Source organism: Polaribacter sp. 2305UL8-11, assembly GCF_058147165.1.
This window is the reverse complement of record NZ_JBYVJW010000014.1, coordinates 81,540-106,440: the sequence shown is the minus strand read 5'-3', so window position 1 is coordinate 106,440 and position 24,901 is coordinate 81,540. Positions and strand designations below refer to the sequence as shown.

Here is a 24,901-nt window from a genome sequence, read left to right as displayed (position 1 = left end):
TTTTAGTTTTTTAAAGATAGCAAAATTTAAAGCACAAAAAAAGCATCAAACTAAATTGATGCTTTTACATTATTGTTGTGTTCTATTTAAACCATCACTCTCCAACCATAAGGGTCTTTAGCTTTATTGGTTTGTATATCTGTAATTGCTTTCTTTAAAGTAGCCGCAAAAGGTTTTTCTAATTCAGGTAAATCATAATCTGTGCCTTGATAACCAAAACCTGAAATTGGTGAAATTACTGCAGCTGTTCCTGCACCAAACATTTCTTTTAAATTTCCATTTTGAGCAGCAGAAATTACTTCAGAAACTGTAATCTTTCTTACTTCTACATCAATACGTGTATCTTGTGCAATTTGGATGATACTTTTACGCGTAATTCCATCTAAAATTCTATCGTTAGTTGGACTTGTAATTAGCGTGTCTCCAATTCTGATAAAAATGTTCATAGCACCAGCTTCTTCAATATATTCGTGCGAATTATCATCCGTCCAAATTACTTGATTATACCCTTTTTCTATTGCTAATTGCGTAGGATAAAACTGTGCAGCATAATTACCTCCAGCTTTTGCAAAACCAACCCCACCATTGGCTGCTCTTGCATATTTTTCTTCGATTAAAACTTTTACTTTTCCAGCAAAATATGCACCAGAAGGAGCTGTACAAATAACAAACTTATAAGCATCTGCAGGAGAAGCATGAAAACCTAATCCAGAAGCAAACATAAAAGGTCTTATGTATAAAGAACTTCCTTCATTTTTAGGAATCCAGGCATTATCAACTTCTAATAATTTTTTTAATCCGTCCATAAAAATGTTTTCAGGAATCTGTGGTATTACCAGACGTTCTGCAGATTTGTTTAAACGTTTACAATTGTCTAAAGGTCTAAATAACATGGTATTACCATCTGCATCTTTGTAAGCTTTCATTCCTTCAAAAATAGATTGTCCATAATGGAAAATTTTCGCAGACGGATCTAAAGAAATTGGAGCATAAGGTCTAATAACAGGAGTTTGCCACTCACCATTTACAAAATCACATTCTAACATGTGATCAGAATACACACTACCAAATGGTAAGTTGTTAAAATCTACATTTTCAATGTTCGATTTTTCTACACGTTTTATTTCTATCGTAGAACTCATAAATAAATCAATTATTTTTTCTCCACAAATGTACATAAATTATTCATCTGAAAGGATATCTAATTATTGGTTTTGCACTAAAATTACGTACATTTGTTATTATTTTATTAAAAATGCATCTTATGAAGAATATCGTTAAATTTTTTGCAATCGTAATCTTTGTTATTACAGCTTGTAAACAAGAAAAAAAAGAAATTAAAGTAGAAAAAGAAGTAGAAATTACTACAAATTACAATTCTTTCGGAGCAAAAATTTCTGCAGATAAAGCCATAACATCAGAAGAGCTGTTGGCTAAGTTTAAAGCGATGAAAGTGGGTGACACTATAAATGTAAAATTTGTTTCAAATATTAAAGAAGTTTGTTCAAAAAAAGGATGTTGGATGAAATTACCTTTAAATAAAGAAACAGAAACAATGGTGCGTTTTAAAGATTATGGTTTTTTTATGCCCTTAGATTCAAAAGGAAGTGAAGTTATTGTAAACGGAAAAGCTTTTGTAAAAGAAACTCCTGTGAAAGAATTACAACACTATGCAGAAGATGCAGGAAAATCTAAAGCTGAAATTGCAAAAATAACAGAACCTAAAGTAGAGTTTGCTTTTGAGGCTGATGGAGTTTTAATGAAAAAATAAAGTAAATTGTCATTTCGAAATGAGCTTTTAAAGCGATTGAGAAATCTAATGAATTAAATTTATCATTTTGAAACGCGAAATATTAACAACTTCAGATGGTTCTACCACCATTCATTTACCAGATTGGAATGAGCAATATCATTCTAAAAATGGTTCGATTAATGAAACCTATCACGTTTTTATTAAAATGGGATTGAAACAAGTTGAATCAGAAAAAGTTTCAATATTAGAAATTGGTTTTGGTACAGGTTTAAATTGTTTTATTACTTATTTAGAATCAAAAAAGAAAATTGATTATGTTGGTGTAGAAGCATATCCTGTTACTGCTGAAGAAGTTGAAAAGATGAATTTTATTTCAGTTTTAGAAGCTGAAAAAGAAAGTGCTATTTTTAAAAAAATGCATGCTGTTTCTTGGGAAGAACAACATCAAATAACAGAAAATTTTTCGCTTGAAAAAAGAAAACAATTTTTTGAAGATATTAATGATGAAAATGCTTTCGATTTAATCTATTTTGATGCTTTTGGAGCGCGAGTTCAACCACAATTATGGACAGTAGAAATCTTTCAGAAAATGTATATAGCACTAAAAGAAAACGGAATTTTAGTAACTTATTCTGCAAAAGGAAGCGTTAGAAGAGCAATGCAAGAAGTAGGTTTTTCTGTAGAGCGTTTACCTGGACCTCCAGGAAAAAGAGAAATGTTAAGAGCCATTAAAACGAAGATAGATTAATGTTTCTTTAAATAATTGTATGTTTAAAAAAGGAACGTTTTATTACTTCATACTTAAAAAGCTACAAAAATAATTTCCAATAAAAAATGATTATTTTTGCGGCAACAAACAACAATTTTATAGTGTATGAAAGCATATATTTTTCCTGGTCAAGGAGCGCAGTTTACAGGGATGGGATTAGATTTATACGAAAAATCGCCATTAGCTCAAGAATACTTTGAAAAAGCAAACGATATTTTAGGGTTCTCAATTACAGACATTATGTTTGAGGGAACTGCAGAACAATTAAAAGAAACAAAAGTTACTCAACCAGCAATCTTTTTGCATTCAGTAATTTTAGCAAAGGTTTTAGGTGATTCTTTTCAGCCAGAAATGGTTGCTGGACACTCTTTAGGAGAATTATCTGCTTTAGTTGCTAACGGAGTTTTATCTTTTGAAGATGGTTTAAAATTAGTTTCTAAACGTGCTTTAGCTATGCAAAAAGCTTGTGAAATTGCACCTTCTACAATGGCTGCAGTTTTAGGTTTGGATGATAATGTAGTAGAAGAAACTTGTGCAGAAATTGATGGGATTGTAGTTGCAGCAAATTACAATTGTCCAGGTCAATTAGTAATTTCTGGAGAAATTGAAGCTGTTGAAAAAGCATGTGAAGTTTTAACTGAAAAAGGAGCAAGAAGAGCATTGTTATTACCAGTTGGTGGGGCATTTCATTCACCAATGATGGAACCAGCAAGAGAAGAGTTAGCAGCTGCTATAGAAGCTACAAAATTTAGTGAACCAACTTGTGCAGTATATCAAAACGTTGTAGCAAAAGCGGTTATTAATCCTGATGAAATTAAAGAAAACTTAATTGCACAATTAACTGCACCTGTAAAATGGACACAATGTGTGCAAGCTATGGTTGCAGATGGTGGAACCGAATTTATAGAAGTTGGACCTGGTAAAGTATTACAAGGTTTAATGCGAAAAATAGATAGAAGTGTTACTGCTAGTGGAGCTATTTTAGCTGAATAAGAGCGTAAAATAAAGATAAAAAAATGAGGCTGTCTGAAAAGTTAATTTATCTGTCATTTTGAGCCTTTCGTCTTCACTCAAGACAGGCTTTGTCGAAAAATCTATGTAATTGATTTGAGTAAATAAGATTTCTCCATTACAGTCGAATGACAAATTTTAATACTATTCAGACAGCCTCATTTTTTAACGAATTAATTTTGCTGCTGTTGCCATTTCCAAGCAGCAGCTAAAGCTTCATCTAGTGTTTTTTCTGTTTTCCAGTTTAATTCTTTATTTGCAATTGTAGTATCTGCATACGCAGCTGTAATATCTCCTTCACGTCTGCCAACAATTTTATAATTTAATGGTTTTCCAGATGCTTTTTCGAAAGCTTTTATTACTTCTAAAACAGAGCTTCCTGTTCCTGTACCTACATTAAAAAACTCAAAATTTTGTTTGTTATTTTTATTTGTTAATCTTTTTAGAGCAGCAATATGCGCTTTTGCCAAATCTACTACGTGAATGTAATCTCTAACTGCAGTTCCGTCTAAAGTAGGATAATCATCACCAAAAACAGACAGCTCTTTTCTAATTCCAGCTGCAGTTTGTGTAACAAAAGGAATTAAATTTTGAGGAACTCCTAGTGGTAATTCTCCAATTTTTACACTTTCGTGCGCTCCAATAGGATTAAAGTAACGTAATGCAATTGCATTTAAATTATGTGCTTTACAGGTTTCTTTAATTATTTCTTCACCAATTTGTTTGGTGTTTCCATACGTAGATTCTGCTGTTTTTACAGGTGCATTTTCTGTAATTGGCAATTCATCTGCTTGCCCATAAACAGTACAAGAAGAAGAAAAGATAAAATTATCAATATTTCTATCTCTCATTTCTTGTAAAAGATATACTAAAGAACCAATATTGTTTTCATAGTAATCTAATGGGTTTTCCATACTTTCTCCAACTGCTTTAAAAGCGGCAAAATGTATTATTCCATCTACTTTATTAGTGTCAAAAAAGTTTTTAACATCATTTTTAACTCTTAAATCGATATTGTGATAATCTGGTTTTTTACCTGTTATTTCTGTTATTTTTTCTAAAACAGAAATTCTAGTATTGGATAAATCATCAATAATAACAACTTCAAAACCTTCATTTTGTAATTCTACTACTGTATGAGAACCAATAAAACCTAATCCTCCTGTTACTAGAATTCTTTTCATACTATTTTATAAATTGATTGATTGTTTCTGTTATAAATGTTAATTGTTCTTGGTCTAACTCTGTATGCATAGGTAAAGAGATAACAGTTTTTATCAATTGATTGGTTACAGGAAAATCGCTTTCTTTGTAACGTGAGTCTTGATATGCTTTTTGAGCATGTAAAGCAACTGGATAGTAAATTGCATTTGGAATTCCTTTGTCTAACAAATGTTTGTGTAGTTCGTCTCTTTTTCCATTAGTAATTTGTAAGGTATATTGATGAAAAACGTGACAATCACAAACTTCACAAATTTCTCCACAACTATTTGTTGCATTTGATTTTGTGGTTGGTGTAATTATATTTGGGTTGCTTTTAAATGCATTGTTATAAAAACGAGCTGCATTTCTTCGAGCGTAACAATAAGCATCTAAATTTGGTAATTTTGCTTTTAAAACACCTGCTTGTATAGAGTCTAATCTAGAATTTACACCAACTACATCATGATAATAACGTGTATACATTCCGTGATTTACGATTCCTCTTAGAGTATGTGCCAATTCATCATCATTGGTAAAAATGGCTCCTCCATCTCCATAACAACCTAAGTTTTTTGAAGGGAAAAAAGAAGTTGTACCTACATTTCCAATAGTTCCTGCTTTCTTTTTTGATCCGTCTTTAAAGGTGTAATTTGCACCAATTGCTTGAGCGTTGTCTTCTATAACAAACAAATTATGTTCTTTGGCAATTTCTAAAACAGCATCCATATTGGCTACTTGTCCAAATAAATGAACAGGAACAATTGCTTTTGTTTTTGGTGTAATTGCTCTTTTTAAAGCTTCAATATCAATATTAAAGGTGTCTTTTTCAACATCAACCAAAACAGGTGTTAATTTTAAAAGTGCAATAACCTCTACAGTTGCAGCAAATGTAAAATCTGCAGTTATCACTTCATCACCTTGCTTTAAACCTAAACCCATCATTGCAATTTGCAAAGCATCTGTTCCGTTTGCACAAGGAATAACGTGTTTTACGTCTAAATATTTTTCTAAATCTGCTTGAAATTCATGAACTAAAGGACCATTGATGTATGCAGATGTATTTAAAACTTGTTCTATAGAAGTATTTACTTCATCTTTTATTCGTTGATATTGACCTTGAAGGTCAACCATTTGGATTTTTTTCATCTAGAAAATTTTACTCATCAAAAATACAAACTTCCAGCGATTTTTATTGTATTTATCCGTAAATAATAATTCTATTATCTTTGAAAAAAATCAATTTTTATGAAGTTTCTAAAGCGTTTTTTAAGAATACTATTAATTCTTGTATTATTAGTAGTTATTCTAGGCTGGTTATATACCAAATATGCTGCTCCTAAATATTATGGAGAATTAGAATTGAAAAATATTTCTGAGAAAGTAACTGTCTATTTTGATGAGATTGGAGTTCCGCATATTAATGCAAAAAACCAAAAAGATGCTTATGTAGCTTTAGGTTATGTGCATGCACAAGACAGGTTGTGGCAAATGGAGTTAATGCGCAGAATAGCATCTGGAAGATTGGCAGAGATTTTTGGTAAAGACTTGGTAAGAGTAGATCAATTTTTTGGAGGTTTAGGTATTGAAGAAGCTGCTGAGAAAACTATAAAAGGTTTAGATAAAACCTCTAAATCTTATATGTTAAGTCAAGCTTATTTAGATGGTGTTAATCAGTATATAGAAGAAGGAAAAACACCCATAGAATTTTATATGGTAGGCGTAAATAAAGAAAAATATACAATAAAAGATATGTATAATGTTTTTGGGTATATGTCTTTTAGTTTTGCAGTTGCTCATAAAACAGATCCATTATTAACTGAAATAAAAGAAAAATTAGGTGATTCTTATTTGCAAGAATTAATGAGTTCTTACAGCGAAAATTTAACGATTAATAAAACATACAATCCGAAAAAAATTGATGCAGTTTTTTCTAAAACTGTAAGTGCAATTATGGATGATTTACCTGTTTCTCCTTTTATTGGAAGCAACTCTTGGGTAATAGCTCCTGAGAAAACTAAAAACAGAAAGGTAATTTTTGCTAACGATCCACACATTGCTTTTGCGCAACCTTCTGTTTGGTATCAAAATCATATAAAAACACCCGATTACGAAATTTACGGATACAATATTGCATTGATGCCTTTTCCTTTGTTAGGGCATAATCGTGAATATGCTTATGGTTTGACAATGTTAGCGAATGATGATTTAAACTTTTATATTGAAAAAGAAAATCCTGACAATCCTTTAGAATATCAAACAAAAGAAGGTTTTAAAAAATATGAAATTAGAAACAAAACCATTAAAATTAAAGGGGAAGCAGATACTACCTATCAAGTTAAAGTAAGTAAGTATGGGCCTATTATGAATGGTTTGATAGAGCATATTATTGATGAACGCCCAATTGCGATGAACTGGATTTACACACAATTACCAAACGAAATGTTAGAAGTTTCTTATGGAATATCACACTCTAAATCTTTAAGGAATTTTAGGAGTTACGTTGCTAAAATTCACGCTCCAGGGTTAAATGTAATGTATGGTGATGCAAAAGATAATATTGGTTGGTTTTCATCAGCAAAATTATATCAGTTAAGAGATTCATTATCATCCAAAACTTATTTAGATGGTGCTTCTGGAAATGATGAAATTGTGGAGTTTTTACCTTTTGAAGAGAATCCTCAAGCAATAAATCCATCAAGAAATTATGTGTATTCTGCAAATCATCAACCAGATTCTGTAAGAGGTAAATTGTATCCAGGATATTACCAACCACAAGATCGTTCTAAGAGAATTGTGGAGTTGTTGTCGCCAAAAAATGATTTTACAACAAAAGACGTTCAAAAAATGATTTACGATGTAAAATCTGCAACAGCCCCAGAAATTGGAAGGAATTTGTTAGAGAATGTAGATAAATCGATGCTGACTCCTTCAGAAAGAAAAGCATATTCAGTTTTAGAAAATTGGGATGGAACTTATTTAAAATCTTCTGTTGGAGCAACTATTTACAATCGTTTTTTATATGAATTTTTAAAAGAAACTTACAAAGATGAATTAGGAGTTAGTTTCGATTTGTTTATCAACTCCCAATTGCAAGATCATGTGTTGCCAGTACAAGTAGATAGAGAAAAATCTGTTTGGTGGGATGATGTTTCTACTAAAGATAAAATGGAAACCAAAGCAGAAATAATTAATACATCATTTAAAAATACAATTTCTTTCTTACAAAATCAGTTGGGTGAAAATGTAGAAGATTGGACTTGGAACAGAGTAATTTCTGTAGAATACGAGCATGCAATTGGAAAAGCGGGTGGAGTTTTACGTAAGCTATTTAATGTGGGACCTTTTGAAACGATTGGAGGAAATGAAGTAATTAATAATCAAATTTTTAAGTTAGATAGTACTGGTGTTTATAAAGTTAATGCAGGGCCATCAACAAGAAGAATTATCGATTTTTCTGATGTAGAAAATAGCGTGTCAATTTTACCAACAGGTCAATCTGGAAATGTATTTAGTGAGTATTACAAAGACCAAACCCAAAAATATTTAAATGGCGAGTTTGTAAAAATGTATTTGAATCAAACAGAAATTGAGAAAAGTAAAAATGTTTTGGTTTTGAAGCCTGAAAAATAGATTAAAGGTAATTAAGTAATCCTATAATTGTTCCAATAAAAATAAATGTGATCATCATATTATTGAAATGATGGCCATGAATATCAAAATGATTTTTTGAGTTTTCTATTCCAAAAACATACTCTTTATATTTAAATTTTGGCTTTTTGAAGATTGTTCTATAAATGGATCCATAAATCCATCTAATTGTGCCACTAATAAAGTTACAAATTAGATATAATATTTCAAAACCAAAGAAATCCAACATAATTAAACCTCTTTATAAACTTCCTCAAAAGGAATTCTAAAACGCTCGCCATAAACTCCTTTTTCGGTTCTAATTCCGCAAGAGACAATCATGTTAATTTCTGAAGAAAAAGACAATCCCAATAAATTTTTTACACGCCAAGTGTCTGAACCTTCCATTGGGCAAGTATCGTAACCTTCTGCAGCCATAGAAATCATAAAATTTTCTGCAGCTAAGCCACAGGTTTTATGAGCAACAATGCGCATATCACTTTTTCTAACCTGTCTGTACATAGGTTTAAAAAGTCCGACAATTAAAACCATTAGATGTTTTAGAAAACCTAAAATTCCTAAAAATTCTGCATACGCAAACGGAATTATTTTTCCATAATAATTTCTTGCTACTTTTTCTCTGCTGCTTTGTTCTGCTTTAGGATTGTTTTTCCCGAAAACGGTATCCATGTATTGTAAATTGGCTTTGGCTCTTTGTTTCCATAAATCTTTTCTAACTACAAAAACGACTAATTGTTGGGCTGTTTTTGCTGCATTTTGGTTGAAACAATAAGGCGCAATTTTATCAATAACATCTTTAGATGTAATATGATAAAATTCCCACAATTGCATATTGCTGCTATTTGGAGCTAATGCAGCAAGTTCCAAACATCTTTTTACAGTATGCGTATCAATTGGTTTTTGAGCATCATAAATTCTTACAGAACGCCTGTACTTTATGCTTCTGAAACCTTTTTTTCTTGAGACATGTTTAATTACAGATTTTTTATTCTTTTATTCATCACCCAAAACCATAATGGAGGTAAGAGCGAAAGTAGCATCATTCCTGGATAACCTGTTGGCATTTGAGGGCTTTCTGGTAAAGATTTTAAGAGCTGGTAATGTTTTGCACCATTATAATGATGATCTGAATGACGTGATAAATTAAATAACAATGCTTGCCCAACTTGATGGTCTGAATTCCAAGAATGATTTCTTTTTACACGTTCGTATCTTCCGTTTTCATTCTTTTTTCTAAGCAAACCATAGTGCTCTATGTAGTTTACGGTTTCTAACAAAACAATACCAATACTTGCAGCAGCAATAAAAGATAATGTAGCAAATTGTCCGAAGAAAAAATAAATCAATGCAATTAAAAAGATATTACAAAAAGTATAGATTAACATTCTATTTTGATGATGGAACCAAGATCTGTTTTCAGACTTCATTCGTTTGTTTTCTAACTTCCAAGCTTGTACATAGCTTGTAAAGTGAGAACGAATCCAAAAAGAGAAAATCCATTCATTTTTTCTTGCTGTGGCTGCATCTTCTGGAGTAGCTACATTAAAATGATGCCCTCCATTATGATAGGGTAAAAAATGGGTGTTTAATGAAGATAGTAATAATATTTCTCCAATAAGTTCATCAAACCTATTGTTTCTATGTCCTAACTCATGGCCAACATTAATGCCCATTACTCCACATAAAATTCCCATTGCTAAAATTCTTCCACTAATTTCTAAGGTAGATAAATTAGGCTCTTGGATTACATTTAAAAAAAGTATTAAAAAAATAATTTGAATAGGTAAAGTTGCATACAATAAGTAAGTGTAATTCTTGTTTTGCTTTTCAATTTTTTCTTCTTCTTTTGATAAGTTTTTCTTGTTAGGTTTTATAAAAAACTCGATAAAAGGAACAAACCCAAAGACATAAAAAATTGGTAAATAAGTCCACCAGCCATAATTGTAAAAAGAGATGTATACCACAAAAGGCAAAGTAAAAATGGCAAAGTATTTAAAAAGATTCATTAAGAAATAATTATTTTCTAAAGATACCAATTAGTTACATGCACTCCAAATAGCATCATTAGGTGTTGGAGCAGTAATTTTAATAGTTTCTTTACTTACAGGATGAATAAAATTAATTTTCCTAGCATGTAAATGAATACTTCCGTCTTTATTACTCCTGTTAAAGCCGTATTTTAAGTCTCCTTTTATTGGACTTCCAATAAAAGATAACTGTGTTCTAATTTGATGGTGTCTTCCAGTTTCTAAGTCGATTTCTAACAAAGCGTAATTGTCTAATTTTTGTAGTACTTTATAATGTAATATCGCTTTCTTAGAGCCTTCTATTTCTTTCTTGTAAACAAAAGATTTGTTTTTTTTAGCGTCTTTTTTTAAGAAATTAGTTAAGGTGTCTTTTTCTTTCTTCGGATAATTTTTTACAACAGCCCAATAGGTTTTATGAATAGTTTTTTCTCGTAACATTTTATTTAAACGTTCTAAAGCTTTAGAGGTCCTTGCAAAAATGATAATTCCAGAAGTGGGTCTGTCTAACCTATGTACTGTTCCAATAAAAACATTGCCAGGTTTGTTGTACTTGTCTTTTATATATTCTTTTACAACTTCACTTAAAGGTTTGTCTCCTGTTTTATCACCTTGTGTAATATCTCCAGCTCTTTTATTCACAATTATAATGTGATTGTCTTCAAATAAAACCTGTAAATTTTCTTTAGTTGATTGCATTTTTCACTTTGAGCAAAATCGAGAATTTATTTAAAATTATCTTTTACATCTTCATTAACACCATCAATAAAATTTAAAAACTCATCTCTACCAAAACCTGAAGAAGATGAGGTGATAAAAGAAGTTGGTAGCGACTCCCAATACTGTAATAATTTCTTTTTGTAAGAAGTAATCTGCTTGTTGAGTTTTGAGCTACTTAGCTTGTCTGCCTTGGTGAAAACTATACAAAACGGAAGTTGTTGTTCGCCTAAAAACTGCATAAAATCTAAATCTATTTTCTGAGGATCGTGCCTTGAGTCTATCAAAACAAATGTGCAAACCAATTGTTCTCTTTCTTTAAAGTAATTTTCTATAAAATACTGAAAAATAACTCTTTTCTTTTTAGAAACTTGAGCATACCCATAACCTGGTAGGTCTACTAAAAACCATTCGTCATTAATCTTAAAGTGGTTGATGAGTTGTGTTTTTCCTGGTTTTCCAGAGATTTTTGCTAAATCTTTACGCTCCATCAACATATTTATTAATGAAGATTTACCAACATTAGATCTACCAATAAAAGCGTATTCTGGGATTCTGTCTTTAGGAGCTTTAGTAACATTACTGTTGCTCATAACAAATTCTGCAGATTTAATTTTCATCGAATTTAAATATTTCTAGAAGTAAACCAATCTTGAAGAATTTTATTAAACTCCTCAGGTCTTTCCATCATTGCAGCATGACCACATTTATCTATCCAAAATAAGTCAGAATTTGGTAATAATTTGTGAAAATCTTCAGCAGCTTCTGGTGGTGTAACATTATCCTGTTTACCCCAAATTAAACAAGTTGGTTGTTCCATTTTTGGTAAATCATTAGCCATGTTGTGTCTAATTGCACTCTTTGCTATAGATAGTGTTTTTATTGCTTTTATTCTATTATTTACAGTGTCGTAAACATCGTCTACTAACTCTTTTGTAGCAATAGCTGGGTCATAAAACACATCTCTTGCTTTTTGCTCTATATACTCGTAATTTCCTCTTTTAGGAAAACTATCTCCCATTGCTTTTTCGTACAAACCAGAACTACCTGTAAGTACCAATGCATTTACCTTTTCAGGATAATGTTTTGTAAAATACAATGCAATATGTCCTCCTAAAGAATTTCCCACAAGAATAGCACTCTCAATTCCTTTAAATTTCATAAAGTCTTTTAAGAATTTAGCTAAATTCTTAACATTGGTGCTAATTAATGGTAAAGTATATAAAGGCAATTCTGGAATTAGTACTTTATAATCATTTTTAGAAAAATGATCAAAAGTAGGTCCAAAATTACTTAAGGCACCCATCAACCCATGTAAAACAATGATAGCAGGTCCTTCTCCAGCTTCTGCGTATGTAAATTTTCCTTCCGTTTTTAACTTGTCAGTCATTGATTTTTTTCAATTCGCTTGAAAGCAAATGTAATCCTTTTTTATCAAATAGATATCGTTTTCGAAAAACCCATTTTTTAATTTTTTAAAGTAATTAACAGGCAATGAATTGTTAACAAATGCGTTATTTATTAACAAAGTAGTAAAAAGTGGTAAAAAGTGGTAAATTTTATATATTTTTGATATCATAAACTGTTTTTAAAGGGTGATAAATCTAATTGGTACATACGAGTGTAAGGCTGATGCTAAAGGAAGGTTGATGTTTTCGTCAGCTTTTAAAAAGCAATTGTCTACTGTGTTGCAAGAAGGTTTTGTTGTGAAAAGAGCTGTTTTTCAGCCTTGTTTAGAGTTGTATCCAATGAAAGAGTGGAATTTGATGATGGAGAAAATAAATAAGTTAAATAGGTTTAAAAAAAAGAACAACGATTTTATTAGGAGGTTTACAGCAGGTGTTAAAATGGTAGAGTTAGATGCTGCTGGTAGAATTTTAATTCCAAAAGATTTGTATGATTTTGCAGGTATTAAAAAGCAGGTAGTCATGTCATCTTCTCTAAATATTATTGAGATTTGGGATAAAGATAAGTACGAAAAAGCGATAGATGATGCAGCAGATGATTTTGCTGATTTAGCAGAAGAAGTAATGGGTAATACAGATTTTGATGAGCTATCATAATCCAGTTTTATTAAAAGAAAGTGTTGATGCGCTTTCTATAGAAAAAGATGGTGTTTATGTAGATGTTACGTTTGGTGGAGGTGGTCATTCTAAAGAAATTTTGAGTAGGCTTGGAAAAAATGGAAAATTGTTTGCCTTTGATCAAGATCCTGATGCTTTAGAAAATGTGATTGATGATGAGCGTTTTGTTTTAATTCCAGAGAATTTTAGATATATCTCAAGATTTTTAAGATTTCATGGAATAAGAAAGGTAGATGGTGTTTTAGCTGATTTGGGAGTTTCTTCTCATCAATTTGATGAGGCAGAAAGAGGGTTTTCAACTCGTTTTGATGGAGATTTAGATATGAGGATGAATCAGAAGTCGAAAACATCAGCAAAGGAGATTGTTAATAATTATTCTGAAGAAAAATTAGCAGAAATATTGTTTTTATATGGAGAGTTGAGAAACTCAAGAAACATAGCAAAAACAATTGTAGAGAAAAGAGGAGAAGCTAAGATTGAAACAAGTTTGCAGTTAAGAAAAGTATTGCAGAGGTATTTGCCAAAAGCAAAAGAGCACAAAATTATAGCGCAAATTTTTCAAGCAATAAGAATCGAGGTGAATGAAGAACTAGAGGTGTTGAAGGAGTTTTTACAGCAGATTCCTAATTTATTAAATGAAAAAGGAAGGTTAAGTGTTATTTCTTATCATTCTTTAGAAGACAGATTGGTAAAAAGATTTATAAGAACAGGTTTGTTTAGTGGAGAGCCAGAGAAAGATGTTTTTGGAAATAGTAATGAACCGTTGCAAAAAGTAGGAAAGTTAATAATTCCTACCTCGCAAGAAATTAAAACAAACAATAGAGCTAGAAGTGCAAAATTAAGAATTGCAACACTTCGAAAATAATTTAAAAGGTTAAAGCAAGATGTCTAAAGTAAAAAAAGGAGTTTATAGCTTTCTTCGTGGAAGTTTTCTTACAGATGAGTCTGCTTTTAAAAATTGGCGAATTATCATTTTTGTTGTGATTTTGTTGTTGTTTATGATTTCTAGTGCACATAGAGCAGATAAAAAGGTAATTCAAATATCAGAATTAAATAAAAAGAAAAGAGAGTTAAGAGCAGAGTATGTAGATACTGGAACCATTTTAATGCGAATGAAAATGGAATCTAACATAAAAGAAAAAGCAAAGGCAAGAGGTTTAGAACCTTCAAAAACTCCTCCAAAAAAAATAAAAGTAACTATTAAAGATTAATACAATTGGCAACTCATAAAAAAAGCATTCTAAAAAAATTCTACATAGTGGCTGCTTTTATGACGCTATTTTTGTTGGCTGTTGTAATTCGAGTTTTTTCAATTCAATATTCAGAAGGAGATAAATACAGAAAGCTTTCTACAGAATTAACAATTAAGCAAGATACTATTTATGCTAACAAAGGAAATGTATATGCAGCAGATGGTAATTTGTTAGCAACCTCTATGTCAAAATTTACAATAAGAATGGATGTAGTTGCAGCTGTAAAAAGTGGTGTTTTTGAAAAAAATATTGCAGCATTGTCTAAAGAACTTTCAAAAATGTTGGGAAAATCTCCAGCTTTTTATCAAAATAAATTAAGAAACGCAAAAAACAAAAAAAACAGGTATTTGTTAATCGCAAGAAATATTGGTTATACAGATTATTTAAAGATGAAACAATTTCCAATTTTTAATAAAGGCGTTTACAAAGGTGGTTTTATTGCAGAGCATAAAACAGTTCGTGCACATCCAATAGGTAAAATTGCAGAAAGAACAATTGGTTATGATGATTATAGAGGAGGTGCAGGAATAGAAGGAGCTTTTGCAGATTATATGCAGGGTAAAAATGGTTTGCGTTGGAAACAAAAGATTGCTAAAAACCAGTGGAAGCCAATTAACGATGTTAATGAAAAAGAGCCTATAGATGGTCATGATATTATTACAACTATAGATGTAAATATTCAAGATATTACACACCATGCTTTGCTTAATAGTTTAGAATATTTTGAGGCGGACCATGGTTGTGCAGTGGTTATGGAAACTGCAACAGGAGAGATTAAAGCAATTTCTAATTTAGGAAGAACATCAAAAGGTACCTACTATGAAAAAAGAAATTACGCAGTTTGGGAAAGTCATGAGCCAGGTTCTACATTTAAATTGGCAAGTTTAATGATTGCTTTAGATGATAAGAAAATTGATACATCTACAGTTGTAGATACTGAAAAAGGTAAAATTTACATTCATAATAAAAAAGTAGAAGATTCTAGAAGAGGAGGTTATGGAGAAATTTCTGCTGCAAGAGTTTTTGAAGTCTCTTCTAATGTCGGAATTGTAAAGTTAATTAGAAAGTATTATGATGATAAGCCAGAAAAATTTGTTTCTAAATTAGAAGAATATGGTTTTACAAAACCAATAGGTTTTCAAATTAAAGGAGAAGGACAACCTTATGTTCCTAATCCAAAAGATAAAAAAAGATGGAATAAAATTTCATTAGAGTGGATGTCTTGGGGTTATGGTGTTTCTGTAACAGCAATGCAAACGCTAATGTTTTACAACGCTGTTGCTAATAATGGAGTAATGGTAAAACCAAGGTTTATTAAGGAGTTAAGAAGGCAAGATAAAACTGAAAAAAAATTTAAAACTGAGGTTGTAAATCCAAAAATTGCTTCAGATGAAACTTTAAAAAAGATTCGAAAAGTAATGGAAAATGTAGTAATTAAAGGAACTGCAGACAATATCTATTCTCCTAATTTTTCTATGGCAGGAAAAACAGGAACTGCCAAAAAAGTTGTGAATGGGGCGTATTCAAATAAGCATTATGTAGCATCTTTTGCAGGTTTTTTTCCTGCAGATAAACCTAAGTACAGTTGTGTGGTTGTAATTCACGATCCAAAAAAAGAAAAAGGATATTATGGAGCTACTGTTGCTGCTCCAGTTTTTAAAGAAATTGCTCAAAAAATTTACACTACAACTCCTATTGATAATCAATACGTAGATGATAAAATTGAATTTGCTTCTATAGAAAATCAATATAAAAAGTTTCATAAAAAACTAAATAAAAATTACAAAGAGATTCCAGATGTAAGTGGCATGTCTGGTATGGATGCATTGTCTTTATTAGAAAATATTGGCTTAAAAGTAAAAATTACAGGAGTGGGTAAAGTAATTTCTCAATCACTTAAAAAAGGAGAAAAATTAGTGAAAGGAAAAACCATCATTTTAAAATTATCATAAACTGAAAAACTTAAAAGACATATTATATCAAGTTGCAATTCAACAAGTGTTTGGTGGTACAAATATTAATGTGAATGCTGTTGTTTTTGATTCTAGAAAAATTAAAAAAGCGGATGTTTTTGTGGCACAAAAAGGTGTAACAGTAGATGGTCATTTGTATATCGAAAAAGCAATTTCTTTAGGAGCAACTGCAATTATTTGCGAAGATTTTCCTTCAAATAAAAAAGAAGGTGTTACTTATGTGCAAGTTGAAGATGCAAATACTGCTTTGGCAATTATGGCTTCAAATTTTTATGACAATCCCTCAAAAAAAATACCTTTAGTTGGAGTTACTGGAACCAATGGAAAAACTACTATTGCTTCACTTTTGTATCAACTGTTTAAAAAAGCAGGTTATAAGGTAGGGTTGTTATCAACTGTAAAGGTTTTGGTTGATGAAACTGAATTTAAAGCAACTCATACAACTCCAGATTCTGTGACTATTAATAGTTATTTAGATAAAATGATAGAAGCTGGAGTAGATTATTGTTTTATGGAGGTGAGTTCTCATGGAATTCATCAAAAAAGAACTGAGGGTTTAATTTTTGCAGGTGGAATTTTTACGAATCTTTCTCACGATCACTTAGATTATCATGAAACATTTGCAGAGTATAGAAATGTAAAAAAAGCATTTTTTGATGGTTTGCCAAAAACTGCATTTGCGCTCACAAATATAGATGATAAAAATGGTGCTTTTATGTTGCAAAACTCCAAAGCTAAAAAATATACCTATGCCTTAAAAACGATTGCAGATTATAAAGCAAAAATTTTAGAAAAACAGTTATCAGGCAGTTTATTAAAAATTAACGATACAGAAGTTTGGACAAAATTAATTGGCGGTTTTAATGCATATAACTTATTAGCAATTTATGCTACAGCAGAATTGTTAGGCCTAGAAAAATTAGAGATTTTAACACTAGTAAGCCAGTTAGAAAATGTAAGTGGGCGTTTTGAATATGTAGTTTCTAATGACAATGTTACTGCAATTGTAGATTATGCACATACCCCAGATGCTTTAAAAAATGTTTTAGAAACCATTAATGATATTAGAACTGGTAACGAAAAACTAATTACAGTTGTAGGTTGTGGAGGAGATAGAGATAAAACCAAAAGACCAAAAATGGCACATATTGCTTCGCAATTAAGTAATCAAGCCATATTTACTTCAGACAACCCAAGAACGGAAAATGCACAAAATATTATAGATGAAATGGAGGTTGGAGTAGCTGCAGAAAATTATAAAAAAACAGTCTCAATTTTAGATAGAAAACAAGCTATTAAAGCTGCTTGTAAATTTTCAGAAAATGGAGATATTATTTTAATTGCAGGAAAAGGACATGAAAATTATCAAGAAATAAATGGCGTAAGAACACATTTTGATGATTTAGAGGAAGTTAAAAAATGTTTCAATCAACTAAAAACCAACTAAAATGCTGTATTATTTATTCGAATATTTAGAAAGTCAATTTAGTTTTCCTGGTGCAAGTGTGTTTCAGTTTATCACGTTTAGAGCAGCAGCAGCATTTATTTTATCGCTATTAATTTCTGCAATTTTTGGAAAAAGAATTATCAATTTTTTAAGCAAACAACAAGTAGGAGAATCTATTAGAGATTTAGGCTTAGAAGGGCAAGTGCAAAAGGCTGGGACACCAACTATGGGTGGAATTATTATTATTTTGGCTACGCTAATTCCAGTACTTTTATTAGCAAAGGTTGATAATATTTACATCATTATTTTGCTCATTACTACAATTTGGATGGGTGCTATAGGTTTTGTAGACGATTACATTAAAATATTTAAGAAAGACAAAGGAGGTTTAAAAGGGAAATTTAAGGTTTTAGGCCAAGTTGGTTTAGGTATTATTGTTGGTTCTATGCTTTATTTTAATGATGATGTAACCATAAAAGAACAACTTCCAATAGAGCAGCAAGTACTGCAAGAAAATGGACGTAAAAAGGTTTTTGGTGAAGCACATAAATCTACAAAAACAACAGTTCCGTTTTTAAAAGACAACGAATTAGACTACTCAAAAGCACTAAGTTTTTTAGGTGATGGATATGAAAAATACGGATGGATCATCTTTATTTTTATTACTGTTTTTATTGTAACAGGTATTTCTAATGGCGCAAATTTAACAGACGGAATAGATGGTTTAGCAGCAGGTTCCTCTGCAATTATGGTCATTACTTTGGCAGTTTTTGCATGGGTTTCTGGAAACATCATTTTTGCAGATTATTTAGATGTAATGTACATCCCAAACTCAGGAGAAATGACTGTTTTTATACTAGCATTTGCAGGAGCTTTAATTGGTTTTCTCTGGTACAACACATATCCAGCTCAGGTTTTTATGGGAGATACTGGTAGTTTAACTATTGGAGGCATCATTGCAGTAATAGCTATTGCAATTCGTAAAGAGTTGTTGTTGCCCATTTTAGCAGGAATTTTTGTAATTGAAAACCTATCAGTGATTTTGCAAGTTTCTTGGTTCAAATACACTAGGAAAAAGTTTGGAGAAGGAAGAAGAATTTTTAGAATGTCGCCTTTACATCATCATTATCAAAAATTAAGTTATCACGAAAGTAAAATTGTAGTCCGTTTTTGGATAGTTGGAATTCTATTAGCGGTATTCGCCATTGTTACTTTAAAATTAAGATAAATGAAAAGGTTGGTAGTTCTTGGAGGAGGAGAAAGTGGAGTTGGTACAGCACTTCTAGGAAAACAAAAAGGATTTGAAGTTTTTGTTTCAGACAAAGGAGAAATATCAAAAAAATATAAAGAAGTTCTTTTACATAACAAGATCAATTTTGAAGAAAAAAATCATACAGAGAGTGAGATTTTTAATGCAGATGTAGTAATGAAAAGTCCTGGAATTCCAGATAAAGTTGAGCTGATAAAAAGATTGATAAACAAATCAATTCCTGTGATTTCAGAAATTGAATTTGCAACACAATTTACAGATGCCAACATTATTGGAATAACAGGTTCTAATGGAAAAACAACCACAACATTATTGGTGCATCATATTTTAAAAAATGCAGGTGTAAGTGTTGGGGTTGCAGGAAATATTGGAGACAGCTTTGCACAGCAAGTTGCAGAAAAAAGCTATAAAAATTATGTGTTAGAATTGAGTAGTTTTCAATTAGATGGAATAAATAAATTCAATAGTCATATAGCAATATTAACCAATATTACACCAGATCATTTAGATAGATATGAGTATGATTTTAATAAATATATAGAATCAAAATTTAGAATAACAAAGAATCAAAAATCAACCGATTATTTAATTTATGATGCAGATGATGAAGCAATTAATAATTGGTTAAAAACAAATAAAACAGAAGCAAAATTAGTGCCGTTTTCAATTGAGCAAGAATTAGAATTCGGAGCTTTTTTAAAAGACAATAACATTATAATCAACATAAACAAAGACAAACTTATTATGCCATTATCAACTTTATCAGTTAGAGGAAAACACAATACAAAAAATGCGATGGCAGCAACAATGGCTGCACAATTATTAAAAGTTAGAAAAGAATCTATCAAAGAAAGTTTAGCAAATTTTGAAGGTGCAGAGCATCGATTAGAAAATGTAGCTAAAATTAAAGATGTAGAATACATTAACGATTCTAAAGCAACCAATGTAAATGCAACTTTTTATGCTTTAGAATGTATGGATAAAACTACAATTTGGATTGTTGGTGGTGTAGATAAAGGAAATGATTATAATGATTTGTTGCCATTAGTAAGAGAAAAAGTAAAAGCAATTGTTTGTTTAGGTGTTGATAATGAAAAAATAAAAAATACGTTTGGCAATGTAGTAGATATTATTGTGGAAACAGCAGGTGCAGAAGAAGCAGTAAAGGTTTCTCATAAGTTAGCAGAAAGAGGAGATGCAGTTTTATTATCACCAGCTTGTGCAAGTTTCGATTTGTTTGAAAATTACGAAGACAGAGGTCGTCAATTTAAAAAAGCGGTAAGGAGTTTGTAAAAATCCCATCCCAACTTTCCCAAAGGGAAGAAGTTAGCTTGTTTGTGGTAAAATAAAAAGAGGCGAAAATATAAAAACATAGATAAATACAAGAGTGTTTCTCTCCTTTGGAGAGATTAAGAGAGTATTATGAAAACCATTTTTCAACATATAAAAGGAGATAAAACCATTTGGGCAATTGTTGCTGTTTTGGCAATATTCTCATTTATGCCTGTATATAGTGCAAGTACAAATTTGGTGTATGTAGTTGGTAATGGTTCTACTTTGGGGCATTTGGTAAAGCACATTGTTTTGTTAATTATGGGATTTGCAATTATTTACGGAGTTCATAAAGTACCTTATAGGTATTTTTCTGGAGGATCTGTTTTAATGCTACCTGTAGTAATTGTTTTATTAATTTTTACCTTGGCACAAGGCAATACAATTGGAGGAGCCAACGCAAGTAGATGGATACGAATTGGAGGAGTTGGTTTTCAAACATCAACCTTAGCAGGTTTGGTTTTAATGGTGTATGTTGCTAGGTATTTAGCTAGAAATAAAGAAAAAATAATCAATTTCAAAGAAAGTTTATGGCAACTTTGGTTGCCAGTTGCAGCTATTTTAATACTAATTTTACCAGCAAATTTTTCTACAACTGCTATCATTTTTGTCATGATTTTAATGGTGACATTTATAGGTGGATACCCAATAAAATACATTGGTTTTATTTTAGGAGCAGGAATTGTAGCCTTATCTATTTTTATTTTAATAGCTAAAGCATTTCCAGATGCAATGCCAAATAGGGTGCAAACTTGGCAAAGCAGAATAGAGAGTTTTTCTGATGAAAATGGAAAAGAAGCATATCAAGTGGAAAAAGCAAAAATTGCGATAGCAACAGGAGGAACTTTAGGTGTTGGTCCAGGAAAAAGTGTACAGAAAAATTTTTTACCACAATCTACGTCCGATTTTATTTTTGCAATTATTGTAGAAGAATATGGTTTAGTTGGTGGTTTTGTAATAGTGTCTATTTACTTTTTATTGTTATTTAGAATTTTTGTTGTAATTCGTAAAACTACCACAATTTTCGGAACACTATTGGTAATTGGTGTTGGTCTTCCCATTATTTTTCAAGCAACAATAAATATGGCAGTTGCCACAAATTTATTTCCAGTAACAGGTCAAACCTTGCCACTTATTAGTAGTGGTGGTACTTCTATTTGGATGACGTGTTTTGCTCTTGGAATGATTTTAAGTGTAAGCGCATCAAAAGAAGAAACAGAAGAAGATATTTTAGATGATAACCCTTTAGATATACTCCATGAAACAATCGATTAATATTTTAATTTCTGGAGGAGGAACAGGAGGTCATATCTATCCTGCAATTGCAATTGCAAACGAATTAAAGTTGCGTTATCCTGATGCAAACTTTTTGTTTGTGGGTGCAAAAGATAAAATGGAAATGGGAAAAGTGCCACAAGCAGGTTATGAAATAAAAGGATTATGGATTTCTGGAATTCAAAGAAAATTGACTCTTGATAACTTGTCTTTTCCGTTTAAAATGATGAGTAGTTTATCTAAAGCAGCTAAAATTATTAGAAAGTTTAAACCAGATGTTGCTATTGGTACAGGAGGCTTTGCAAGTGGGCCAACATTAATAATGGCTAATAGAAAAGGAATTCCAACATTAATTCAAGAACAAAACTCATATCCAGGAATTACTAATAAGTTATTAAGTAAAAAGGCGCATAAAATTTGTGTGGCTTATGATAATTTAGAGCGTTTTTTTCCTGCGGATAAAATAGTAAAAACGGGAAATCCAGTTCGTCAAGATTTGTTATCTATTCATTCAAAAACACAAGAAGGAAAGGATTTTTTTAAAATTGATAAGACTAAGAAAACCATTTTAGTTTTAGGAGGAAGTTTAGGAGCAAGAAAAATAAATCAATTAATAGAAAACAACTTAGAGTTCTTTAAAAATCAAGAAGTACAGGTTATTTGGCAATGTGGTAAATTTTATATTGATGAATATAAAAAATACGACGATTTAGAACACATTCAGGTACATCAGTTTTTAAATAGAATGGATTTAGCCTATGCAGCTTCAGATATTATTATTTCGAGAGCAGGTGCAAGTTCGGTTTCAGAATTGTGTATTGTTGGCAAACCCGTAATTTTTATTCCATCACCAAATGTAGCTGAAGATCATCAAACTAAAAACGCAAAATCTGTTGCAGATAAACATGCAGCTATTTTGTTAAAAGAAAGTGAGTTAGAAACCTTTCCAATAGTTTTTGAAACCCTTTTGAAAGACAAAGGAAAACAAGAGCATTTATCAGAAAATATAAAAGAACTAGCATTGCCAGGAGCAACTACAGATATTGTTAACGAAGTTGAGAAATTAATAAAAAAGTGAATTTAAAAAATATACATAACGTCTATTTTGTCGGAATTGGAGGCATAGGAATGAGCGCAATTGCTCGCTATTTTGCATCTAATGGAAAAAATGTAGCTGGTTATGATAAAACGCCTTCTCAAATTACTTCGGATTTAGAAGAATTGGGTGTAGAAATTCATTTTGAAGATGTAGTAAAAAATATTCCGATTTCATTTTTAGATAAAAAACAAACACTGGTTGTGTATACACCAGCAATTCCTAAAAATCATTCAGAATTAAATTACTTTTCAGATCATAATTTTACAGTTTTAAAACGTTCAGAAATTTTAGGAAAAATAACAGAAAACACCTTCTGTCTTGCAGTTGCAGGAACGCATGGTAAAACCACAACTTCGTCTATTTTAGGACATATTATGACGCACATAAATGCCACTTCTTTTTTAGGTGGAATTGCAGAAAACTACAATTCAAACCTAATTTTAGGTAATGATAAAATTTCTGTGGTAGAAGCAGATGAATTTGATAGATCATTCTTAAAATTGAGCCCAAACATTGCTTGTGTAACTTCTATGGATGTAGATCATTTAGATATTTACGGAGCGCCAGAAGCGTTGCAAGAATCTTTTATAGAGTTTTCTAATAAAGTTTCAGATACGTTAATTGTTGCTAAAGGATTGCCTTTAAAAGGATTAACGTATGCAATAAATGAAACAGCAGATTATAAAGCCTTTAATTTAAAAATTGAAAGCGGAAAATATATTTTTGATGTAAAAACACCTTCTTCAGAGGTTAAAAATATAGAATTTCATTTACCAGGACAACATAACGTAATGAATGCTTTAGCAGCCTTGGCAATGGCTGATGTTTATGGAGTTTCGTTAGAAAATATCAAACAGAAATTAGGCACTTTTAAAGGTGTAAAACGTAGGTTTTCATATAAAATTAAAAAAGATAATTTTGTGTTGATAGATGATTATGCACATCATCCCACAGAAATCAACGCAGTAGAAAATTCGGTAAGAGAAATGTATCCTAATGAAAAAGTGTTGGTCATTTTTCAGCCTCATTTATTTTCTAGAACCAAAGATTTTGTTGATGATTTTGCAACAGCACTATCAAAATTTGATGAAGTTATATTGTTAGATATTTATCCAGCCAGAGAAGAACCCATTTCTGGAGTGGATTCTGAATGGTTATTGAGTAAAATTGATAATAAGCATAAAAAACTGACACAAAAAAATAATATTTTAAAAGATATTAAAAATTCTTCAGCTAAAGTGGTTGCAATGTTGGGTGCAGGAGATATAGGAGTGCTAATTAATCAAGTAACAAAAGAACTTTTAAAAACAACAAAACATGAGGTTTAAAAAAGTTTTAAAATACCTGTTTTTTCTATTGTTGTTAGGAAGTTTAGGGTTTTTGTATAGTTTTTCTTTAAAAAGAAATTCAAACAAAAAAGTAAAAGAAATAATAGTAGAATTTGAAGTTGGAGACAATAATTTTTTAACACATGAAATGGTTGATAAATTGTTAATACAAAATGGTACAACAGTTAAAAACCAAGCAAAAACTGTAATAGATTTATACAGTTTAGAAAAAAAGGTGGCTAAAAATCCGTATGTAGAAAATGCATCCGTTTTTTTAACCATAGCTGGTACTCTAAAAACAACCATAAAACAACGTACATCTGTTGCAAGAATTATGAGTAATAATTCTTCTTATTATGTTGATAAACAAGGTGTAAAGGTTCCTTTGTCTGATGTGTATTCAGCAAGAGTGTTGTTAGTTTCTGGTATTGATAATGATAAAGATATTAAAGAAATTTTGCCTTTAGTTTCCTTTATTTTAGCGGACGATTTTTTGAAAAAAGAAGTCGTTGGAATTCAGAAATTCGACAATGATGAGTATCAATTTTCCGTAAGAAGCGGAAATTATAAAATAGATTTCGGAAAATTATCTGAAATGGATATAAAATTTAAGAAGTTAAAAGCGTTTTACAACAAAACATTTTTAGATAAAACGATACAGAATTATAAAAAGATAAATGTAAAATATCACAACCAAGTTGTGTGCACAAAATAA

At 30.8% G+C, this 24,901-nt stretch carries 23 protein-coding genes; 15 read left to right on the top strand and 8 right to left on the bottom strand.

Annotated elements, in window-relative coordinates:
• Positions 1-86: 86 nt before the first annotated feature.
• Positions 87-1,142, bottom strand: coding sequence for a branched-chain amino acid aminotransferase (locus ACY2RW_RS13275; protein WP_490123214.1), 1,056 nt, complete (start codon positions 1,140-1,142; stop codon positions 87-89).
• A gap of 122 nt (positions 1,143-1,264) precedes the next feature.
• On the opposite strand from ACY2RW_RS13275, the gene ACY2RW_RS13270 reads away from it, so the two are divergent.
• The 3 genes from ACY2RW_RS13270 (at position 1,265) to fabD (ending at position 3,515) form a co-directional block, all read left to right on the top strand.
• Positions 1,265-1,771 (top strand): DUF4920 domain-containing protein, encoded by a 507-nt coding sequence (locus tag ACY2RW_RS13270; protein WP_490123213.1) that lies wholly within the window; start codon positions 1,265-1,267, stop codon positions 1,769-1,771.
• Positions 1,772-1,838: 67 nt separating this feature from the next.
• A complete protein-coding gene (mnmC2, locus tag ACY2RW_RS13265) occupies positions 1,839-2,501 on the top strand; it encodes a tRNA (5-methylaminomethyl-2-thiouridine)(34)-methyltransferase MnmC2 (RefSeq protein ID WP_490123212.1) in 663 nt (220 codons plus the stop codon).
• Positions 2,502-2,627: 126 nt separating this feature from the next.
• Complete coding sequence (fabD, locus tag ACY2RW_RS13260; protein ID WP_490123211.1) at positions 2,628-3,515, top strand: ACP S-malonyltransferase; 888 nt, start codon at positions 2,628-2,630, stop codon at positions 3,513-3,515.
• Positions 3,516-3,706: 191 nt separating this feature from the next.
• On the opposite strand, the gene galE is transcribed toward fabD, so the two are convergent.
• Together galE and ACY2RW_RS13250 are read right to left on the bottom strand one after the other, a co-directional pair.
• A complete protein-coding gene (galE, locus tag ACY2RW_RS13255) occupies positions 3,707-4,717 on the bottom strand; it encodes a UDP-glucose 4-epimerase GalE (RefSeq protein ID WP_490123210.1) in 1,011 nt (336 codons plus the stop codon).
• A 1-nt stretch (position 4,718) separates the two neighbouring features.
• Complete coding sequence (locus tag ACY2RW_RS13250; protein WP_490123209.1) at positions 4,719-5,882, bottom strand: DegT/DnrJ/EryC1/StrS family aminotransferase; 1,164 nt, start codon at positions 5,880-5,882, stop codon at positions 4,719-4,721.
• A gap of 99 nt (positions 5,883-5,981) precedes the next feature.
• Here ACY2RW_RS13250 and ACY2RW_RS13245 point away from each other — a divergent pair, with 99 nt between their 5' ends.
• Positions 5,982-8,366, top strand: coding sequence for a penicillin acylase family protein (locus tag ACY2RW_RS13245; protein WP_490123208.1), 2,385 nt, complete (start codon positions 5,982-5,984; stop codon positions 8,364-8,366).
• Positions 8,367-8,615: 249 nt separating this feature from the next.
• Here ACY2RW_RS13245 and ACY2RW_RS13240 read toward each other — a convergent pair whose 3' ends face one another.
• Genes ACY2RW_RS13240 through ACY2RW_RS13220 form a run of 5 tightly spaced genes read right to left on the bottom strand, consistent with a single transcriptional unit; the run spans position 8,616 to position 12,515 of the window.
• Positions 8,616-9,299, bottom strand: coding sequence for a nitroreductase family protein (locus ACY2RW_RS13240; RefSeq protein ID WP_490123224.1), 684 nt, complete (start codon positions 9,297-9,299; stop codon positions 8,616-8,618).
• A gap of 59 nt (positions 9,300-9,358) precedes the next feature.
• Positions 9,359-10,390: an alkane 1-monooxygenase gene (locus ACY2RW_RS13235; protein WP_490123207.1), complete on the bottom strand. Its 1,032-nt coding sequence runs from the start codon at positions 10,388-10,390 to the stop codon at positions 9,359-9,361.
• Between the two features lie 30 nt (positions 10,391-10,420).
• Positions 10,421-11,107 carry an RluA family pseudouridine synthase gene (locus ACY2RW_RS13230; RefSeq protein WP_490123206.1) on the bottom strand — a complete coding sequence of 229 codons (687 nt, stop codon included), beginning with the start codon at positions 11,105-11,107 and terminating at the stop codon, positions 10,421-10,423.
• A gap of 26 nt (positions 11,108-11,133) precedes the next feature.
• On the bottom strand, positions 11,134-11,745 hold the full coding sequence (gene yihA, locus ACY2RW_RS13225) for a ribosome biogenesis GTP-binding protein YihA/YsxC (RefSeq protein WP_490123205.1): 612 nt from the start codon (positions 11,743-11,745) through the stop codon (positions 11,134-11,136).
• Positions 11,746-11,750: 5 nt separating this feature from the next.
• Positions 11,751-12,515 (bottom strand): alpha/beta fold hydrolase, encoded by a 765-nt coding sequence (locus ACY2RW_RS13220; protein WP_490123204.1) that lies wholly within the window; start codon positions 12,513-12,515, stop codon positions 11,751-11,753.
• Positions 12,516-12,720: 205 nt separating this feature from the next.
• Between ACY2RW_RS13220 and mraZ the strand changes: the two genes are divergently transcribed.
• The 11 genes from mraZ to ACY2RW_RS13165 all read left to right on the top strand — a co-directional run bounded on the left by mraZ (position 12,721) and on the right by ACY2RW_RS13165 (position 24,901).
• Positions 12,721-13,188, top strand: coding sequence for a division/cell wall cluster transcriptional repressor MraZ (gene mraZ / locus ACY2RW_RS13215; protein WP_490123203.1), 468 nt, complete (start codon positions 12,721-12,723; stop codon positions 13,186-13,188).
• Positions 13,175-14,074 carry a 16S rRNA (cytosine(1402)-N(4))-methyltransferase RsmH gene (rsmH, locus tag ACY2RW_RS13210; RefSeq protein ID WP_490123202.1) on the top strand — a complete coding sequence of 300 codons (900 nt, stop codon included), beginning with the start codon at positions 13,175-13,177 and terminating at the stop codon, positions 14,072-14,074. Before mraZ ends, rsmH begins: the two co-directional genes overlap by 14 nt.
• 19 nt (positions 14,075-14,093) lie before the next feature.
• Positions 14,094-14,420: an FtsL-like putative cell division protein gene (locus tag ACY2RW_RS13205; protein ID WP_490123201.1), complete on the top strand. Its 327-nt coding sequence runs from the start codon at positions 14,094-14,096 to the stop codon at positions 14,418-14,420.
• Positions 14,421-14,479: 59 nt separating this feature from the next.
• A complete protein-coding gene (locus ACY2RW_RS13200) occupies positions 14,480-16,414 on the top strand; it encodes a penicillin-binding protein (protein WP_490123223.1) in 1,935 nt (644 codons plus the stop codon).
• A gap of 1 nt (position 16,415) precedes the next feature.
• Positions 16,416-17,882, top strand: coding sequence for a UDP-N-acetylmuramoyl-L-alanyl-D-glutamate--2,6-diaminopimelate ligase (locus ACY2RW_RS13195; RefSeq protein WP_490123222.1), 1,467 nt, complete (start codon positions 16,416-16,418; stop codon positions 17,880-17,882).
• A 1-nt stretch (position 17,883) separates the two neighbouring features.
• The gene (mraY, locus tag ACY2RW_RS13190) at positions 17,884-19,110 is read left to right on the top strand and encodes a phospho-N-acetylmuramoyl-pentapeptide-transferase (RefSeq protein WP_490123200.1); all 1,227 of its coding nucleotides are present in this window, start codon (positions 17,884-17,886) and stop codon (positions 19,108-19,110) included.
• A complete protein-coding gene (gene murD / locus ACY2RW_RS13185) occupies positions 19,111-20,445 on the top strand; it encodes a UDP-N-acetylmuramoyl-L-alanine--D-glutamate ligase (protein WP_490123199.1) in 1,335 nt (444 codons plus the stop codon).
• Positions 20,446-20,574: 129 nt separating this feature from the next.
• Positions 20,575-21,759, top strand: coding sequence for an FtsW/RodA/SpoVE family cell cycle protein (locus ACY2RW_RS13180; RefSeq protein WP_490123198.1), 1,185 nt, complete (start codon positions 20,575-20,577; stop codon positions 21,757-21,759).
• Positions 21,743-22,837 (top strand): undecaprenyldiphospho-muramoylpentapeptide beta-N-acetylglucosaminyltransferase, encoded by a 1,095-nt coding sequence (gene murG, locus ACY2RW_RS13175; RefSeq protein WP_490123197.1) that lies wholly within the window; start codon positions 21,743-21,745, stop codon positions 22,835-22,837. Before ACY2RW_RS13180 ends, murG begins: the two co-directional genes overlap by 17 nt.
• A complete protein-coding gene (murC, locus tag ACY2RW_RS13170) occupies positions 22,834-24,186 on the top strand; it encodes a UDP-N-acetylmuramate--L-alanine ligase (protein ID WP_490123196.1) in 1,353 nt (450 codons plus the stop codon). The genes murG and murC overlap by 4 nt, the downstream gene beginning before the upstream one ends.
• Positions 24,176-24,901 (top strand): cell division protein FtsQ/DivIB, encoded by a 726-nt coding sequence (locus tag ACY2RW_RS13165; protein ID WP_490123195.1) that lies wholly within the window; start codon positions 24,176-24,178, stop codon positions 24,899-24,901. Before murC ends, ACY2RW_RS13165 begins: the two co-directional genes overlap by 11 nt.

Excerpts from the sequence above, each read along its gene's own strand:
- ACY2RW_RS13165 (WP_490123195.1), top strand. The coding sequence starts at position 24,176 with ATGAGGTTTAAAAAAGTTTTAAAATACCTGTTTTTTCTATTGTTGTTA.
- rsmH (WP_490123202.1), top strand. The coding sequence starts at position 13,175 with ATGAGCTATCATAATCCAGTTTTATTAAAAGAAAGTGTTGATGCGCTT.
- ACY2RW_RS13270 (WP_490123213.1), top strand. The coding sequence starts at position 1,265 with ATGAAGAATATCGTTAAATTTTTTGCAATCGTAATCTTTGTTATTACA.
- ACY2RW_RS13250 (WP_490123209.1), bottom strand. The coding sequence starts at position 5,882 with ATGAAAAAAATCCAAATGGTTGACCTTCAAGGTCAATATCAACGAATA.
- ACY2RW_RS13275 (WP_490123214.1), bottom strand. The coding sequence starts at position 1,142 with ATGAGTTCTACGATAGAAATAAAACGTGTAGAAAAATCGAACATTGAA.
- yihA (WP_490123205.1), bottom strand. The coding sequence starts at position 11,745 with ATGAAAATTAAATCTGCAGAATTTGTTATGAGCAACAGTAATGTTACT.
- ACY2RW_RS13230 (WP_490123206.1), bottom strand. The coding sequence starts at position 11,107 with ATGCAATCAACTAAAGAAAATTTACAGGTTTTATTTGAAGACAATCAC.
- murD (WP_490123199.1), top strand. The coding sequence starts at position 19,111 with ATGAAAAGGTTGGTAGTTCTTGGAGGAGGAGAAAGTGGAGTTGGTACA.
- ACY2RW_RS13245 (WP_490123208.1), top strand. The coding sequence starts at position 5,982 with ATGAAGTTTCTAAAGCGTTTTTTAAGAATACTATTAATTCTTGTATTA.
- ACY2RW_RS13205 (WP_490123201.1), top strand. The coding sequence starts at position 14,094 with ATGTCTAAAGTAAAAAAAGGAGTTTATAGCTTTCTTCGTGGAAGTTTT.
- ACY2RW_RS13220 (WP_490123204.1), bottom strand. The coding sequence starts at position 12,515 with ATGACTGACAAGTTAAAAACGGAAGGAAAATTTACATACGCAGAAGCT.
- murG (WP_490123197.1), top strand. The coding sequence starts at position 21,743 with ATGAAACAATCGATTAATATTTTAATTTCTGGAGGAGGAACAGGAGGT.
- ACY2RW_RS13235 (WP_490123207.1), bottom strand. The coding sequence starts at position 10,390 with ATGAATCTTTTTAAATACTTTGCCATTTTTACTTTGCCTTTTGTGGTA.
- ACY2RW_RS13180 (WP_490123198.1), top strand. The coding sequence starts at position 20,575 with ATGAAAACCATTTTTCAACATATAAAAGGAGATAAAACCATTTGGGCA.
- fabD (WP_490123211.1), top strand. The coding sequence starts at position 2,628 with ATGAAAGCATATATTTTTCCTGGTCAAGGAGCGCAGTTTACAGGGATG.
- mraY (WP_490123200.1), top strand. The coding sequence starts at position 17,884 with ATGCTGTATTATTTATTCGAATATTTAGAAAGTCAATTTAGTTTTCCT.
- galE (WP_490123210.1), bottom strand. The coding sequence starts at position 4,717 with ATGAAAAGAATTCTAGTAACAGGAGGATTAGGTTTTATTGGTTCTCAT.
- ACY2RW_RS13200 (WP_490123223.1), top strand. The coding sequence starts at position 14,480 with ATGACGCTATTTTTGTTGGCTGTTGTAATTCGAGTTTTTTCAATTCAA.